The organism is Oceanobacillus neutriphilus (assembly GCF_014645515.1).
In the GTDB taxonomy this organism is placed as follows: domain Bacteria; phylum Bacillota; class Bacilli; order Bacillales; family Amphibacillaceae; genus Oceanobacillus; species Oceanobacillus neutriphilus.
In genome coordinates, this window is sequence record NZ_BMLW01000003.1 from 100,606 (window position 1) to 117,206 (window position 16,601).

Below are 16,601 nucleotides of genomic sequence, written 5' to 3' on the forward strand. Positions count from 1 at the left end.
CCGTTATTTTAGCACCATATTATTGAAGGAAAATGAACTAGGAGGATTTTTATAGAAATTTCTTTGTATCAAAATAAACATGGGTATTATCAAGTACCACAACTTATGCAGCAGGATATGATGCAGATGCAAGAGGGGTATGCACCAGCTGCTGTTCAAACCAATAACCCTCCTTTGCATTAAAGAGAATATGCCCCTGCTGAGGGGCTTCTTATTTCTATTTAGGTTTTATTAGTTTTAATCACAGTTTGATTCCCATTAGTATAAAGAGTTATTTTTGCATTTTTTGTATATTTAACTCTGTTTGTACTTCCATTTTAACTTACAACGAATAAATTCCTTCAAAGATAGACTTAACTGTTGCAAGCTCCAGCCTGGTATTTATTGAATCCTCTTCCTTAGCTGCAGCAATCAGATTACTGATACTTTCATCCAATCCCTCATATTCATCTTCATCGCCTATCAGCTGGATTTTCCATTTATCCTCTTCGAACATTTGCTTTAATTCTTCAGCCTGAGATGTAACCTTACTCCATTCAGGCTGAGCAATAGCCTTTTCAAGCTTATCAATTTGGTTAAAGAAGTGATCGCCGCCAACTTGATTGGTGCATCCTGAAAGTATGATAAATATAAGCGTAAAAATGATTATTATCTTCTTCATTTTAATCCCTTTCTGTTTTATGAATGGTTATACATAGATTGCCCCATAATACGAATATATTACGTATTTAAGAAAGGGCGGGAATTAGATCATGCCTGAGATTGTATTAATTCTAATCCGTTCAATAACTGCATTCTTTTTACTGTTCTTAATGGCGCGGATTATGGGGAAGAAGCAAATTTCGCAGCTTACCTTTTTTGATTATTGTGTCGGAATCACTATTGGTTCTATAGCTGCAACTTTGTCAGTTGATCAAAATGTTAAAATAGTCAATGGATTAGTATCGTTAACTATTTGGGGATTTTTCCCGATTATTTTGGCGTATCTTGGTTTGAAATCAATGCTTTTTTCAAAGATAACTGATGGAAAAGCAACGATAGTCATTCGAAATGGAGAAGTGTTAGATAAAAATTTGAAAAAGAATTTGCTGACAATTAATGAATTACTAATGCTGTTAAGGGAGAAAGGGACATTTAAAGTTTCTGATGTAGAAATGGCTGTTTTAGAAACAAATGGTGAATTGAGCATTATGCTGAAAACGGATCAGCAGGCAGTTACTCCACAAACATTAGGAATTCCTCTGGAACAGGAGCATGGGCCGGCAGTCTTAATTATGGATGGAAAAATAATGAAAAAAAGCCTGGAGAATCTTGGTTACTCAGAGGAATGGCTTACAGGAGAAATACAGAAACAAGGTGCTGAAGATATAAAGGATGTATTTCTGGCTCAAATTGATTCACGAGGAAACATGTATGCTGATTTATATGAGGATCAATACACAAAAACTGCGGTGGAAGAAAGGCCATTGTTAGCAGCATCTCTTAAAAAAATACAGGCAGATTTGGAGGAATATTCCTTTCAGACAAATAATCCGGAGGCTAAAAAATTATATGCTGAACAGGCATTGGAGGTTCAAAAGGTTCTGGATACAATCCTGCCTTATTTGAAGTAAAAGAAGCTGCTTTGTCATGCGCAGTTATCAACCTGATTGTAGATTCGAATATATTTTCCTGTAATTCTTCAAAGCATATTGCTATTTTTTTAGACAGGATTTTTGCGAATCAAGTTCTCATGCTGAACAAAAAAGAATAAATGGTGTTACATATCAGAATGGAATATATGTAACACCATTTTAATTCTTATATAAATTATTTTTTTCAAGCTTATGTTTCCGTCAAAGTGAAACAGTCAATCAATATCCGGGTAAAAAGGCTCATATACAGGGTCGGTATAATAAGGGGGTCTAATTATAATTGTCGGAGTACTCCAGTGATAATCCAAATAATGCATTTCCAGTTCTTCCACTCTATTCTCCAATAAGCGTCTAACCTGAGGGTAAAATTCAAATTCCAAATTACTGCCTCCTTTCATAAGAGCAAGATCCCGTTTTAGGGGAAGCTTTACAGTAGATCAATCTGTAAACCATTACAGCAGCATTTATGATACTAAATTGCTTCACATATACAAAAGCCTAATCATATTCTATGAAAGGGAAGGGAGAATCGTTATGAAGAACCAAAATAATGATCGTGATCCATCGCTAACTGAAGAAATGCTGGAACAAATTTGAGTATATCAAAAATGGTTTGAAGAAAATAAAATAGAAGATCCTTATCCGTATTACCCTATATACGGTAAAATTACCAGGTATCAAGAGGTACCTCTTACACAGCCGGAACAACGACAGCTGGTACAACCGGGCGTCGAAAAATTAATGGTGCCAAAACCAATTATTGAGAATTCAAATTATAAAGGAAGCGGAAAATTAGAAGAAAAAGTTGCACTGATAACGGGTGGAGATAGTGGGATGGGAGCTGCTGCGGCAATTGCTTTTGCGAAAGAAGGCGCTAATGTAGCAATTGCTTATTTAAATGAACACGAAGATGCCAACCGGACAAAAAGAAGGATAGAAGAGCTTGGCCAGGAATGCTTATTATTGCCGGGTGACCTCCGTGAAAAAAAGCAGTGTGAACATATCGTGTCGGAAACGATGGACCATTTTGGGAGATTGGATATTTTATGTAATCATGTTGGTGTTCAATTTCAACAGGATGAATTGGAGAAAATTACAGATGAGCAATTTGATCAAACCTTCAAAGTAAATATTTACTCGCACTTTTACACAACCAGAGCAGCGCTGCCTCATTTAAAAGCAGGAAGCTCTATTATTGGCACAACCTCCGTTGTAACATATGCAGGGGAACCTTTATTAATGGATTATACTGCTACGAAGGGAGCTATTGTTGGATGGACCCGTTCTTTAGCAAAAAATATTGCCAGACGGCAGATCCGGGTGAATGCCATTGCTCCTGGACGGGTCTGGACACCACTTACGCCGTCAAGCTTGTCTTCAGATTTGAATGCTCTGCATGGAGAAAATTTATTTAATCGGATGGCTCAACCATTTGAAGTAGCACCAACTTTTGTTTACTTGGCGTCTGATGATTCCAGGCATGTTACGGGCCAAGTACTTCATGTAGATGGGGGAGAATCAACAAATTCTTAAAAAAGGTCGTTCAAATGCAGTTCAAAGAGAACGGCGGCATTGGTGAAATCACCTCACTTAAGTAATAGATATTCCACCATAGTGATCTCCTTTTTTGAATCTTATGCTTAGAAGAAAGTCTTACAACCATATTTAACTATCAAGTAAAACAGTAACTTCCTGCTCAAAAATGTGCGAAGTCACTGTTTTTTGTTTTTTTAAGGTTTTTGTCCAGCCCTTTGTGTTAAGAAAGCAATATTTTAATGAATGTGTACAATCTCGCTAATTAAAAGAAGCATAAATTACTTTATATCTAAATGAAGGGGGTGTTAGTTATAACATCAAATAGACGTAATTCTGAAAAAGTTACTTCCTTTAAACAGAAGTTTTATCCTAAGAAGGAACAGCTTTCATGATGCTGCATTGGGACTGGGAAATACTGCGAATATGATCATTATTATAGCAATTAGGACTGCAAATACTAGGACAAACACTGTGATAATAACGTACAAAAAAGGGACGGCAGCACAAAGTAGAGTCTGATCATCCGAAATACGTAAGTCTCCGTAGAATGAATCATCATTAAATCTTCAGAATACGTCGAAATTCCATGCGTGTACACGCATAAATAATGGATTCCTTATAAAGCAGTATCCTGATGGCGATTACAGCCTGTCGGGGTATTGACTCAAAAGGAAAAAAGACAAAGGATTAGCTGGTCATAAGGCACAGTTAATTTCTTAGTTGTTTTGTGGGTTTTCTTATTAAATAATGAAAATCCAAAAAAACATCATGGAAAGGAATGAACAAGCTTGGCTAATTTAACAGATCGTCAAAGAAAGCTATTAAATTTGTTAAACCAAATGTCACAAAACATGGTTACGACCAATAGCACCAATAATGACAGCACGCTAAGTCACAATTTTGCTCTAAATTTACCCGGATTCAGTTTAGATGGCGGCCAGAACCTAAATTTAAGTCTGGGTAAATGGGGAGGCGGCGGAGGAACTCCTGGTACACCAACGACCATTAGAGAGGTTCTGTTGGGTTTAGTGAACGAACAAGTGCAGGTCACCACTCCTTTTGACACAATATCTGGAACACTGCTTTCCGTGCAGGATGACTATATTGTAATTATTGAAGCTTCCGGTGCACAAGTATTGGTCCGAATTGAAAAAATTGAATTTGTCAGTAATTCGTAAAGGAGGAGTTTAAATGTTTGCAGCAAAGTTTACCACGGAACTGGCTAATCGAATTGGATCAACAGTTGAAGTAGCTACGGATAACAATTTAATCGAAGGTATTCTCTCAACAGTCACTGCTGATTTGGCTCTGGTTATTGATGTTACAAGCGGCTACGGAGGCAATACCAAAATATATATTTCCGTAGATGCTATCAATTTTGTCCGTTTCCCTGTAGCAGCGTAAAAAAGAAGGATAAAAGATGCCCTGGCTTGATTTAATAGCCGGGGTATTCTGTTATGAAACATGTTTCTAAATCATTAGTGACAGAAATTGACTCATGCGTGTTCTTTCCAATGCTGCAGTTCAATATATAACTTCATGAAAACTGGAATCAGGAGGCTGTTTTATGGTTAATCAACCACATGGCGGAAGATTAATCTGCTGTGAATTAAAAGGAAAGAAAAGAGATGAAGCAATCAGGAATGCTGAAAAGCTGCCATCACTATCTGTGAACTCCTGGGTGCTCTCTGATTTAGAACTGATTGGAATAGGAGGATTTAGTCCGCTGACAGGATTTATGAGCCAGGGTGATTATGAAAATGTTATTCATAATACACGTCTTGCGGATGGCACAATCTGGAGTATACCGATTACACTGCCGGTAACAGAAGAACTGGCTCAAAGCTTTAACATTGGTGAACAAATTGCCCTTAGAGGAACAGACGATATTATTTATGGGACAATCACCCTGGAGGAGAAGTACGCTTACGATAAAACGAGGGAAGCGGTAAATATCTATGGGACGAGTGACGCAGCTCATCCTGGTGTGAAGAAAGTTTATGAGAAAGGAAATATATACCTTGGCGGCCCTGTTACACTGCTTCGACGTCCGGATCACAATCAGTTCGCAGTATACTGTATGGATCCTGTTGAAACGCGGCAAATGTTTGCAGACCTGGGCTGGAAAACCATCGTCGGTTTCCAGACTCGCAATCCTGTTCATCGTGCTCATGAACATATTCAAAAGACTGCTCTTGAGGTGGTGGATGGATTACTGTTGAATCCACTTGTCGGTGAAACCAAGTCTGATGATATTCCGGCTGATGTCCGTATGGAAAGCTATGAAGTAATTCTGAAAAACTACTATGTGGCAGATCGTGTACGCCTCGTCATCTATCCGGCGGCAATGCGTTATGCAGGGCCGAAAGAAGCTATTCTGCACGCTATTGTACGCAAAAATTATGGCTGCACGCATTTCATCGTAGGGCGTGATCATGCCGGTGTCGGAGATTATTATGGCACGTACGATGCTCAGGTACTGATTGGACAATATGAAGAGGAACTTGGTATTCAAATTTTCAAATTTGAACATGCGTTTTACTGCAAAGCCTGTGAAAATATGGCCTCTGCCAAAACATGTCCGCATAGCGGGGAAAATCATGTTCATTTAAGCGGTACAAAGGTGCGTGAAATGCTTCGCAGCGGTAAACGTCCTCCAAAAGAATTTTCACGTCCGGAGGTTGCTGATGTACTGATAAAAGGAATGAAGAAAAAATAATAATTGCTGTTTAAAAAGGAGTGTGTTTTTCTTTTTGAACATGCACTGAAAGAGGATCTGATACCCTATGACGTTGGAAATGATATTTGTTCTGATTTTACTTCTGACCATGTTTGCTGTTCTGATTCTCGAGGTGGCCCGGCCAGATATGGTTATTTTCTCAGTGCTCATTATTTTGATGCTGTCTGGCATATTGACAGTTGATGAAGCATTAAGCGGTTTTTCCAATGAAGGGATGCTGACAGTTGCGTTATTGTTTATCGTTGCAGGAGTTGTACAAAAAAGCGGTTTGATCAATCAAATGATGGACAAATGGCTAAAGAACAGCCGCTCTCCCAGAGGTTCTATGATGCGATTCTTTGTGCCTACATCTGCATTTTCGGCTTTTTTGAATAATACACCGATTGTTGTAACCCTTACGCCAATTATAAAAAAATGGTGTGAAGATCGCGGAATTGCTCCTTCCAAATTTTTAATTCCATTATCTTATGCCACCATTTTAGGCGGAATGATAACGTTAATGGGAACATCCACGAATCTCGTCATTCACGGATTACTGCTGGACTTTGGGCTGGAGGGTTTTTCGTTATTTACTTTAACTGCAGTTGGTATTCCTGTCACTTTAATCGGGCTCCTTTATTTATTTACTATCGGATATAAATTGCTGCCGGATAATAAAGGCTTCAGTCAGAGAGTGAAGGAAGAACCTAAAGAATATATTGCTGAAATGCAGGTAACGGAAGATTTTGGGCTGCTTGGTAAAAGCGTTGAACAGGCAGGACTCCGTGAATTGAAGGGGCTTTATCTGATTGAGATTATCCGGGGGGATGAGCGGATTTCACCGGTCAGGTCCACAACAGTTATTCAAAGTAGAGACCGTCTGATTTTTACCGGCTTGATTTCAACCATTGCTGACTTGCAAAATATAAAAGGCCTTAAATTGGAAACAGGAACGACTGTCGGCCTTGACAATATTAAGGATGGGTCCACCAATTTAGTGGATGCTGTCGTATCAGATCAGTCATCACTTTTATCCAAGACTATTAAACAGTCCCGGTTTCGTTCGCGGTATGATGCGGGGGTCATTGCAGTACACCGTAATAATGAACGGATTAAGAGCAAAATAGGGGATATTGTTTTGAAGCCTGGAGATTCATTATTGCTTTTGGCAGGCACCGATTTTGTTGAAAAATATGATCGGTCTAATGATTTTTTTGTCGTGTCACCATTGGATACACCGCCAGCCCTGAAGCAGAGTGTGAAGAAAGGCTGGTTTTCTATCATTATGCTGCTTGGCATGGTTGGGACAGTCACTCTTGGATGGCTCAGTATGTTTAAAGCGATGGCACTTGCAGTATTGGTATTTTTAGCCGCAAAAATTATTACGCCCCAGGAAGCGAAAAAATATATTCATTTTAATGTTTTATTGTTGATTGCCAGTTCATTCGGGATAGGAACAGCAATGAGAAAAACAGGGTTGGCGGAATGGGGCGCAAATGTGCTGTTGAATTTTGGTAAGCCATTAGGATTGCTGGCCATTTTGTTTATGATTTACCTGTTGACAAATTTATTTACAGAGATTCTCAGCAATAGCACAGCAGCTGTTATGGTACTCCCGCTTGGAATTGAAATAGCACATACGCTTCGTGTCGACCCGATGGGAATAGCTGTCCTTATTGCGATTGCCGCTTCAGCAAGCTTTATTACACCAATCGGTTACCAGACAAATTTAATTGTATATGGACCTGGCGGCTACAGATTTATAGATTATGTAAAGGTAGGCCTTCCGCTAAGTCTAATAGTAATGGTGACGTCTGTTTTGATTATCTATCATATATGGTTTTAGGAGGGGAAATTTATGGCAGAGTCAGAAAATATAAAATGGCATCATTCGAAAGTAACGAAAGAGCAGCGGAGGGATTTGAATAATCATAGAAGTGCCGTGATATGGTTTACCGGCCTGTCCGGTTCCGGCAAATCGACTATTTCGGTTGAGCTTGAAAAAGAACTGTATCAGTTAGGGATCCGGACTTACTGTTTGGATGGAGACAACATCCGGCATGGATTAAATAAAGACCTTGGCTTTGGTCCGGATGATCGTAAAGAAAATATCCGCCGCATCGGAGAAGTATCCAAGCTGATGACAGAAGCCGGGCTGGTTATATTGGCAGCCTTCATATCACCGTATCGCTCAGATCGTGATGAGATACGTAAAATGATGGAAAGCGGTGAATTTATTGAGGTATTTGTAGATGCAAGTATAGAGACATGTAAATCACGTGATCCAAAAGGGCTTTATAAAAAAGTGCGTGCTGGGGAAATTACTGGGTTTACTGGGATTGATGCACCATATGAGGTACCGGTGAACCCGGAAATCACCGTAAATACGGATACGGAGAGCATTGAAGAATCGGTTCAGTCAATTATGTCTTATTTAAAAACGAATGGGTTTCTCGATAATGATTAACGTGAGCTTAAAAAACATGCTGGATATATCATTAAAAGCTGGGCGGCGGATTCTTGATGTTTATGATAAAGATTATTCAGTTGAGACAAAATCAGACGGTTCATTGCTGACTGAAGCTGATCGGCGTTCACATCAAGTAATTGTCGAACAGCTTCGAAACGGGTATGAAGGTGTTCCGATTTTAAGCGAAGAAGGAAGTGAAATCCCGTATGCTGTACGTGAGAATTGGTCTATATTTTTCCTGGTGGATCCGCTGGATGGCACAAAAGAGTTCATTAATAAAAATGGGGAGTTTACGGTAAATATCGCATTAGTTGAAGACGGCTATCCTGTAATGGGTGTCATTTATGCTCCAGTGCTGGATGTGTTTTACTTCGGGCAGCCCAGACTGGGAGCGTTTAAATTAGAAGCTGCATCACTTGCTGATCCTTTTGATGATGAAGCATTGATTGAACAAAGTATAAAGCTGCCAATTGCTGACGCAGGTGACATTATTAATGTTATTGCGAGCCGCTCTCATATGTCAGAAGAAACAAAAATGTTTATTGAAGAGCTGCGAAATAGCCACGCAGTCGATGAGATTTCAGCAGGAAGTTCTTTGAAATTCTGTCTTGTGGCAGAGGGGAAAGCAGATTACTACCCACGCTATGCGCCGACGATGGAGTGGGATACTGCAGCGGGCCAGGCAATTGTTGAAGCTGCCGGCGGAAGGATGTTGCGGTATGAGGATAATGAGCGATTTTATTATAACCGGGAGAATTTGAAAAATGGCTGGTTTTTAGTAGAGCGTTAGATTCGTATTTATGAGATAAGATATTGTTCCGTTTTGCAGTGCAGCCCGTAGTTTCATAGGTTTAACTGGTTATGCGAAATCAGTATTCCGGTCAGGATCAAGCAAGGGGAAAGTAAGAAAACAGTTCAGCATCCAGCGGGCTATCATGCTGGTTTATTTATAAAATCTATGAAATTTGATAGTATTGTTCACTTTATTAATCATTACTGCTCTGGCATTTTCTGCTATTAGACGTCAAGTGTAAAATAGCCGTCTTATTTGTAAGGTTTTATATATAGACGGCAATATTTGGACTCGCAGCAATTGCCTCTTTTACCTTTATTTAAACGACTATCATGTACCGTCTACTAGTTTTTTCATAAATTGAGGTATAACCTATTTGAATATAAATGATGTCAGTCGCCAAACAGGAAGTAAACGAAAGAATTCGGGGACCTGTTTGAGGAGCGTTCCTGTCATCCAAGCCATCAGTTATGTTCGAGAACATCTTTAAGAGAATGTTTTCGAGCTGATGATATTAATAATAGGTATTATTCCTGGAGGAGTGTTTAAATGTGTTTCAAAATACCACAATATTAATTACTGGAGGAACAGGTTCCTGGGGCCATGAACTCGTCAAAAAATTGCTTTCCTTTCAGCCGAAGGAAATAAGAATTTTTTCACGTAATGAGTTTGCCCAGGTGAAAATGAAAAGAGAATTTTCGGATCATTCTTCATTAAAATTTTTGATTGGAGATGTAAGAGATTTTGAAGCAGTAAATGAAGCGGCAAAAAATGTTGATTATTTATTCCATCTTTCAGCACTGAAACATGTACCAATATGCGAAGAACAGCCCTTAGAAGCGTTAAAAACCAATGTAAACGGAACAGAGAATATTATCAAAGCAAGTTTAAACCAAAAGGTGAAGAAAGTCATTGATGTTTCCACAGATAAAGCAGTTGAACCAATCAACTTCTATGGACTGACAAAAGCAATTGGAGAAAAGCTGATCATTCAGGCTGATCAATTAAGCAATCATACACGTTTTGTCTGTATCCGCGGAGGTAATGTTATTGGGACAAATGGCAGCGTTATTCCATTTTTTAAAGAACAGATTACTGCTCACCATGCAGTTCCGCTTACCTCCAGAGAAATGACGCGCTTCTTCCTGACAGTGTCTCAAGCCATTGACTTATTGATATACGCATCTGAAAAAGCAGTTGGCGGAGAAATATTTGTTATGAAAATGAAAGCATGCCGGATCGTCGATTTAATAGGTGTTCTGGAAAAGCATTTCGCGAAAAAAGCGATCCACATCAATGAGATTGGCATTCGTCCAGGCGAAAAAATTCATGAGGTATTAGTATCAAATGCTGAAGCCCGGAACGCTTATAAATTTGATGAAAACTACTATGTTATTTTACCAGACAATGCTTCCGAAAAGGTGAAGAAAAGATACGAGAAATTACCGATGGTTGCTTTTACACGATACCAATCTGATGATGAATTAATGGAATCCAAGGACATTGAACAAATTCTTAAGAAAGCGGATATTATTACAAAGTAAGCTTTTTTAGCAACAATCCGTGAAGAAACACAAAAAAGAATTGGAAATATCCAAATAAACACGAATTTTAGGAATGGAACTGGGACAACCCCCAGAAAAAATCAAAAATAGTGAGTCTCCATTTGCAGGGGATTCACTATTTTTATTGGGATTTTTGATCAGTCTCTTATATAACACTTGTTATTTGTTGTACTAATTCGCTTGCCCGATGCGCGGTTGAATGATGGTTGTGAACAAAACGGCAGCCGGCTTCCGTAATTTTTTCCCGTTCTTTTGAATTTTTAAGATAGTACGCAGCTCTTTCTGAAAAATTTTCTGCATTTATATCCACAAAATGCTTTCCCGCAATAAAGCCGATCTCCTCAAGCTCAGGCAGGACAGGAGCCATTAATAATGTACGGCATGCCGGCACCTCAAAATATTTGAAAGTCACCACCTGGCGTATAGAACCGCATGCAAAAAACAATTTTGCCTGATTAATGGCTCTGGCGTAATTCTCTCCAATTAAAGCTTCTCCTGCCTGCTCGTTTGTAAATTCTAGCCATCCGGGATGAGGACGGTTAAAAAATCCGGGAGTATTTTTATAATGCTGTAATATTTTTTCTCTCAAAGGATATATATTTGAAAGTGAAACTTCTCCAAGCATCATCATATCAATTGTTTTTTCATTGTCATAGTCTTTAAAGATGGAGGTATTTGCAAATTGAGGGAGAAAAAACACCTGATTATCTCTTTGATGGGGATAATGATGATAAAAATTATGCCTGCATATGACAAAGAATGTTTGGATCTGACTACGTATGATGTACCTTCTTCTTTGTTCCACAAAACGGTGTGCGTCATTGACCATCAGTCCGGCAGGTATGCTGATATCGGCTAACCCGGTGACAACAGGCGCGAATGTTTTACCTACATCATTTATTATTAAGATGAAATCCGGTTTTTCAGGAAGCTTATGCAATATTTTTTTGATAGGGCCGGATTTGCGGGAGACCATCAAATCTGTCACCTTTGCGAGTTCCTGCTCTAAAGCAGCATAATTACTGTTCGTAAAATGAGAAGTGTCTGCAGCAATCAGCAGTAATTTTAGCATTCGAGTTTCCCACCTTTCTGAAATGAAAACGAGGCAGGAACAGAAGTATTTTAACCCGGCAAATTCCAAACATAGATTGAGCGAGTATATTTCCTGCGCTACATTTGTGTATGGTTCAGGTTTGGAATGAAACACTCACTTTTGTCCCGGCCTCGTCTACATAGATCTCTTTAATTATATCCGAGTCTTGAAAAAGTTTTAGCAAAAGCTTGCTTGATTTGCTGCTGCTGATCTTTGCTCAAAACAGATTTCCATTTATTTGCTTTTCCCTCCCTGACAAATGGAATGGCAGGATTGGCTGACTGTGAAGGGCCATTTAAATGTTCCTTTTGTTTCTGTTCCAATGCTTTCATATTATCAAAAGAAGCCCATTGAACAGCTTCGTTGATTTCCTGTTCGGTTTTGTTTAAGTTTAAGAAGCTTATCAATCTTTTTGCTTCTTTCGCAGTATCTGCAAGAAGATCTTCATATTTTACAAGCAGGAAACCATTTTTAACTTTGTCCTGATTATCCAGCCAGCTTTCTACTTGTGCGTCCCACATACCGGGATCGATCTCGCCGTTCATAAAAGCGGTAAAAAACGCATCGAAATGCCGGCTTTCATTATAATATTTCTGGAAGTGATGATGATATGAAATAACGACATCCCTTGGATCTCTTACCAGGTAAATGACTTTAGGATAGGATGCGTCATAACCATTGTGGCTCCATACAAGATGCGGCGAAGGCAAGTTTTCAATTGGTTCGCTTGCCACGTTTTGAATCATTTCGCCTTTTGTGGCCCAGTCCATTTTTTTTCGATATAATAGCGCAGTTACGAGAAATAGTAAGAAGTTGTTCCCGGATTTTGGATAGGCAACAAGACAAATATCATCTTCCTGGCATGTATATGTTTTATTTGTTGACATAAGGTATCATCCTTTCTTTTCATCAGCTTCATTCGGCTGAACATCCAAATAGATCGTATCCGGATTATCCGGATCAAACAATTCATTTGCCCAAAACATAACAACGATTTCGTCATCCGTTACGTTTTCAATCGAATGTGTATATCCTGGAGGGATGTCTATAATTTCGATATTCTGATCTGTCACGTGATAGGTAATCAGTTTATCAGAATCAATTTTTCTTAATTTAATGGCTGCTGCTCCTTTAAGGACACAAAATTTCTCTACTTTCGTATGATGATAATGATTTCCTCTTACAATGCCCCCGCGGGATGTTGATATAAAAATCTGCCCGGCCTGATGTGATTTGATTAATTCAACTAAACTGCCTCTTTCATCCTGATGAACAGGCAATTTATATGAAAAATTATTTGCGTCTAAATAAGATAGATAGGTCGTATACAGATATTTTGTTAATTTATCAGACAGATCAGGTATAATCAGTGATTCCCGTACTTTCTTTATTTCGTACAGTTTTTGAGCCAGCCCATCCACCGTTATATGGAAGGTCTTATTGATAGAATTGTAGAAAGCCTTTTCCGGTTTTTTCTGTTCCAGGCAATCGATAAAACTATCTATGACATCATCAATATATACGAGCTCAAGCATTTTATCCGCGTCATGGATTTCAATATCTTTATCATGAGCAATTTCATGGCAAAAGGTAGCCACCACCGAGTTATAATGTGGCTTGCACCACTTGCCGAAGACGCCTGGTAAACGGTAAATGCACACATCTGCACCGGTCTTCATACTATAAGCTTTAAGAACATCTTCTGCAGCTTTTTTACTCAAACCATAAAGGTTATCATGCGCAGCCTGAGCGGATGAGGCGAAAATGATTTTCGGGGTTTTATGATGATCTATTAAATAGCTGACTATGGATTCCGTAAGTCCTTTATTAACACTCTCAAATTCATCGTTATTTTGTGGTCTGTTTACTCCCGCTAAATGGTAGATGATATCCGAATCATTTAAATATGCATGCAGTAATGACAGGTCATCCCCATGATGATATTGTTTGAGCTTGACTCCTTTTTCCCTGCGCAGTCTATCAATCAAATTCTTGCCGATAAATCCCCCTGCACCGGTTACGGTTACGTTTATCATGTTATGAACCTCCAGTTTCTATTACCCATGTTTGTACGCAATCGGTGTGAATAGACGACTGTTCAACACCTTTGAATACTTTTCTACATATTATGGAGTATCCGGCGAAATGTGAAAAAATAGGGCATAGGCAAGGTTGTTAATTGAAAAAGGGGATGTATATATGTCAGATTTATATACTCATACAAAGGATTGGATTGAAAAAGCAATGCCAAAAGCGGATATACATGATGCTTATAAAGAATTCTATACGGATGAAACAGTAACATATACACTTCCCAAAGGGGATCTGCCGGAATGGGTTGATTGGGTAAAACCGCCAAAGTTTGGAGAGACTCACAAGTTTGATAAATCCTATGTGGCGAAGATAGAAAAAGGGAGCATATGGATGTGCGATAAAGGGGAAGGTATGGTTTATACAATGGCATCTGATCAGACATACTTTCGCGATATGGTTTTTCATTTAAATTGGAATTATTTTGAGAAGATTGCAGTTAAAACTATTCCTTCTGCTTCCTCTTTTAAAGGAACACTGGGGGTCCTTGCCTGGGCCGGGCATACGAATTACTGGCATTGGCTGCATGATACATTGGGACGCTATCATTTACTGCAGCTCAGCGGATTTGAGATAGATAAATATGTTCTTCCTCCTTTAACGTTGCCATTTCAACAGGAAACGATTAAAATGCTTGGAATCCCTGAGGATAAAATCCTGCAACTTACACCAGGGAAACATGTGAGGGCAGATCAATTGGTTTTGCCATCGGTGCCATTTAATGCAGGAACCTGTGTGAAATGGACAATTGAATTCCTGCGTGACGCATTTTTGAAGAAGGATCATAATCCAAGCACCAATCAATATGATCGAATCTACATCAGCCGGGAGGATGCTTCTTGGAGAAGGGTCGCCAATGAATCGAAGCTGATGGAGCTTTTAAACAAAAAAGGATTTAAAAAAATTGTATTAAGTAATTTAACCGTGCAGGAGCAAATCGATATTTTTTCTTCAGCAAACGTTATTATAAGTCCGAATGGAGCCGGCCTGGCAAATCTTATGTTCTGTCAGCCCGGGACAAAAATCATTCAGTTATTCACAGCTACGTCAGATGAGTTCGTAAAAATTGGACAATACCTGGATTTGGATTATCGTTTTCTGAAGTGTAGAAAGGCTAATCCTGTATCTACTGAGCATGAAGTCATCAAAAATCTGGTGGTAGATGTGAGAAAAATGGCCGGGATTTTGGAGAATGAAGGGATAGAGTAATCAGGATTACTTTAAAAATTCAGGTGCTTTTTTAGGCAGCTGAATTTTTTGATGGCAGGAGCAGTCATTCTTTATGGTTATTTCAGTGATTTTAAAAATTTACTCCATTCCGGACGATTGGTTTTGGTGATGCTGCCTTTATGTTCCCGTACATTGTATACAGTAAAATCATGATATTGAAAACGGTTGTTCTTGATTAATTGGTTTAATACACTAACATCCTCATAAAGCTTTCCGTCCTTAAATGTAATTACCGGAAAGCCTCCGATTCTTTTTAAAGCAGAAGTACGATATATTCTTGGTCCAAGGGGGAATCGATAGGAGAGCAAATCCGTTCTTCCATTGATAATATTCCCTTTTGTCACTCCTTTAAAAAGAATGTCTCCAACTAATTGCTTCCAGTTTCGGAGATTTCCATATAATACAGATACATCCTCGGATAAATCTGCAAGGAGTTTTTTTATAATAAAAATGGCATCTGGATCCAGCCAGTCGTCGGCATCAAGTTCCAGAATGAAATCAGTCGTTACATGGGGTAATAACTGATTCAGAGCAATTGCTTTGCCCTCGTTCTTTTTTTCAAACAATCTCACCTGCTTCCCATCATTCCACTGTTTAAGCTGATGAGAGGAGTTATCTGTTGATCCATCATCCATAATGAGTACCTGCTCGGGCTGCTCATTTTGCAGCAGGCAGGAGGCAACTGCTGTTTCCACATATTGCTCCATATTATAGTTTGAAATGAGAACAGTCAGGCTTGGATTGGTTGTTTGGATTTTCTTCAGCTGGTACTTCTGCATAAATTTTTGTTTTTCAAGTTTATTTACAGAATTATTCCTTCTGGATTGGGGCACCAATCCTTCTGGACAAGTCTTTATTGAACTCGATTTATCAGAAATCCAGGCGGGAAAAAGCGCCTCCTTAAACGGCAGCTGAGAGTTTAATAGAAATGGATTTTTTTTGAGAAAAGATGCACGCACAAGGAATGGACGATGAACAGCTATGTTTCGATTATGGTCGATGTTGGCTGAAAATGAATCTGATGGGGAAAGGTGGAGGGAGTCAGCTTGAATAGCAGGAGAAAGATAATCTGTATCATAAAGAAACAATACATATGCACTGTTGATTTGTTGAATGATATCGTTCAATGTTTTACCAAAATGATGCTCTTCCCACGTGAAAGTTTGAAGCTGCTCAAAGTGAGTATATTCCTGAATTCTGGTTAAAGACATTCTGAGTTCCTCAAGAACAATAACAGAATGTAATCTGGAGTCAATCCTTTTTAAAGATACGAGAGCTTTATGGATCGCTGCTTTATCAGAATAAAGTAGGAGAATAGCAGTAATATCTTTCAATAGAAGGCCTCCATTCATTTGTGGTATTTCTATTTATGTATATGAGTTCTTTCTAAATTTTATCCCCTTTGAAGGGAACCTTTGATTCTATCCTGTTTCTTCTTAGAAAATTTATCTGAAAAGGTCCATCCAACCA

At 38.8% G+C, this 16,601-nt stretch carries 15 protein-coding genes and 2 pseudogenes; 11 read left to right on the forward strand and 6 right to left on the reverse strand.

Annotation, left to right across the window (positions count from 1 at the left end):
- Positions 1-54: 54 nt before the first annotated feature.
- Positions 55-183 (forward strand): annotated as a pseudogene (locus IEX29_RS26610) (spore coat protein); the annotation flags it as partial.
- Between the two features lie 139 nt (positions 184-322).
- Here IEX29_RS26610 and IEX29_RS06030 read toward each other — a convergent pair.
- Complete coding sequence (locus tag IEX29_RS06030) at positions 323-661, reverse strand: DUF4363 family protein (protein ID WP_188733565.1); 339 nt, start codon at positions 659-661, stop codon at positions 323-325.
- Positions 662-752: 91 nt separating this feature from the next.
- Between IEX29_RS06030 and IEX29_RS06035 the strand changes: the two genes are divergently transcribed.
- Positions 753-1,613: a DUF421 domain-containing protein gene (locus IEX29_RS06035; protein ID WP_188733566.1), complete on the forward strand. Its 861-nt coding sequence runs from the start codon at positions 753-755 to the stop codon at positions 1,611-1,613.
- Positions 1,614-1,849: 236 nt separating this feature from the next.
- On the opposite strand, the gene IEX29_RS06040 is transcribed toward IEX29_RS06035, so the two are convergent.
- Positions 1,850-2,014 (reverse strand): hypothetical protein, encoded by a 165-nt coding sequence (locus tag IEX29_RS06040; protein ID WP_188733567.1) that lies wholly within the window; start codon positions 2,012-2,014, stop codon positions 1,850-1,852.
- A 250-nt stretch (positions 2,015-2,264) separates the two neighbouring features.
- On the opposite strand from IEX29_RS06040, the pseudogene IEX29_RS06045 reads away from it, so the two are divergent.
- From IEX29_RS06045 to IEX29_RS06080, 8 genes and pseudogenes are all read left to right on the forward strand, one after another.
- Positions 2,265-3,167: pseudogene (locus IEX29_RS06045) on the forward strand (SDR family oxidoreductase); the annotation flags it as partial.
- Between the two features lie 791 nt (positions 3,168-3,958).
- Positions 3,959-4,348, forward strand: a complete 390-nt coding sequence (locus IEX29_RS06050; protein ID WP_188733568.1) for a DUF2642 domain-containing protein — start codon at positions 3,959-3,961, stop codon at positions 4,346-4,348.
- Positions 4,349-4,361: 13 nt separating this feature from the next.
- Positions 4,362-4,574 (forward strand): hypothetical protein, encoded by a 213-nt coding sequence (locus IEX29_RS06055; RefSeq protein WP_188733569.1) that lies wholly within the window; start codon positions 4,362-4,364, stop codon positions 4,572-4,574.
- A 163-nt stretch (positions 4,575-4,737) separates the two neighbouring features.
- A complete protein-coding gene (sat, locus tag IEX29_RS06060; RefSeq protein ID WP_188733570.1) occupies positions 4,738-5,889 on the forward strand; it encodes a sulfate adenylyltransferase in 1,152 nt (383 codons plus the stop codon).
- 67 nt (positions 5,890-5,956) lie between these two features.
- Entirely contained in the window at positions 5,957-7,735 is a 1,779-nt protein-coding gene (locus IEX29_RS06065) for an SLC13 family permease (protein ID WP_188733571.1), read from the forward strand.
- 12 nt (positions 7,736-7,747) lie between these two features.
- Positions 7,748-8,356, forward strand: a complete 609-nt coding sequence (gene cysC / locus IEX29_RS06070) for an adenylyl-sulfate kinase (RefSeq protein WP_188733572.1) — start codon at positions 7,748-7,750, stop codon at positions 8,354-8,356.
- The gene (gene cysQ, locus IEX29_RS06075; RefSeq protein ID WP_188733573.1) at positions 8,349-9,149 is read left to right on the forward strand and encodes a 3'(2'),5'-bisphosphate nucleotidase CysQ; all 801 of its coding nucleotides are present in this window, start codon (positions 8,349-8,351) and stop codon (positions 9,147-9,149) included. The genes cysC and cysQ overlap by 8 nt, the downstream gene beginning before the upstream one ends.
- A 554-nt stretch (positions 9,150-9,703) precedes the next feature.
- Positions 9,704-10,696: a polysaccharide biosynthesis protein gene (locus IEX29_RS06080; protein ID WP_188733574.1), complete on the forward strand. Its 993-nt coding sequence runs from the start codon at positions 9,704-9,706 to the stop codon at positions 10,694-10,696.
- 166 nt (positions 10,697-10,862) lie between these two features.
- Here IEX29_RS06080 and IEX29_RS06085 read toward each other — a convergent pair whose 3' ends face one another.
- The 3 genes from IEX29_RS06085 to IEX29_RS06095 form a co-directional block, all read right to left on the reverse strand.
- The gene (locus IEX29_RS06085) at positions 10,863-11,789 is read right to left on the reverse strand and encodes a glycosyltransferase family protein (RefSeq protein WP_188733575.1); all 927 of its coding nucleotides are present in this window, start codon (positions 11,787-11,789) and stop codon (positions 10,863-10,865) included.
- Between the two features lie 170 nt (positions 11,790-11,959).
- Positions 11,960-12,697 carry a sulfotransferase domain-containing protein gene (locus tag IEX29_RS06090; protein ID WP_188733576.1) on the reverse strand — a complete coding sequence of 246 codons (738 nt, stop codon included), beginning with the start codon at positions 12,695-12,697 and terminating at the stop codon, positions 11,960-11,962.
- 6 nt (positions 12,698-12,703) lie between these two features.
- Positions 12,704-13,846, reverse strand: a complete 1,143-nt coding sequence (locus IEX29_RS06095) for a polysaccharide biosynthesis C-terminal domain-containing protein (RefSeq protein ID WP_188733577.1) — start codon at positions 13,844-13,846, stop codon at positions 12,704-12,706.
- Between the two features lie 163 nt (positions 13,847-14,009).
- On the opposite strand from IEX29_RS06095, the gene IEX29_RS06100 reads away from it, so the two are divergent.
- On the forward strand, positions 14,010-15,110 hold the full coding sequence (locus tag IEX29_RS06100) for a glycosyltransferase family 61 protein (protein ID WP_188733578.1): 1,101 nt from the start codon (positions 14,010-14,012) through the stop codon (positions 15,108-15,110).
- 77 nt (positions 15,111-15,187) lie between these two features.
- Here the strand turns inward: IEX29_RS06100 and IEX29_RS06105 are convergent, their stop codons facing one another.
- Positions 15,188-16,465 (reverse strand): glycosyltransferase family 2 protein, encoded by a 1,278-nt coding sequence (locus IEX29_RS06105; RefSeq protein ID WP_188733579.1) that lies wholly within the window; start codon positions 16,463-16,465, stop codon positions 15,188-15,190.
- Positions 16,466-16,601: the final 136 nt, after the last annotated feature.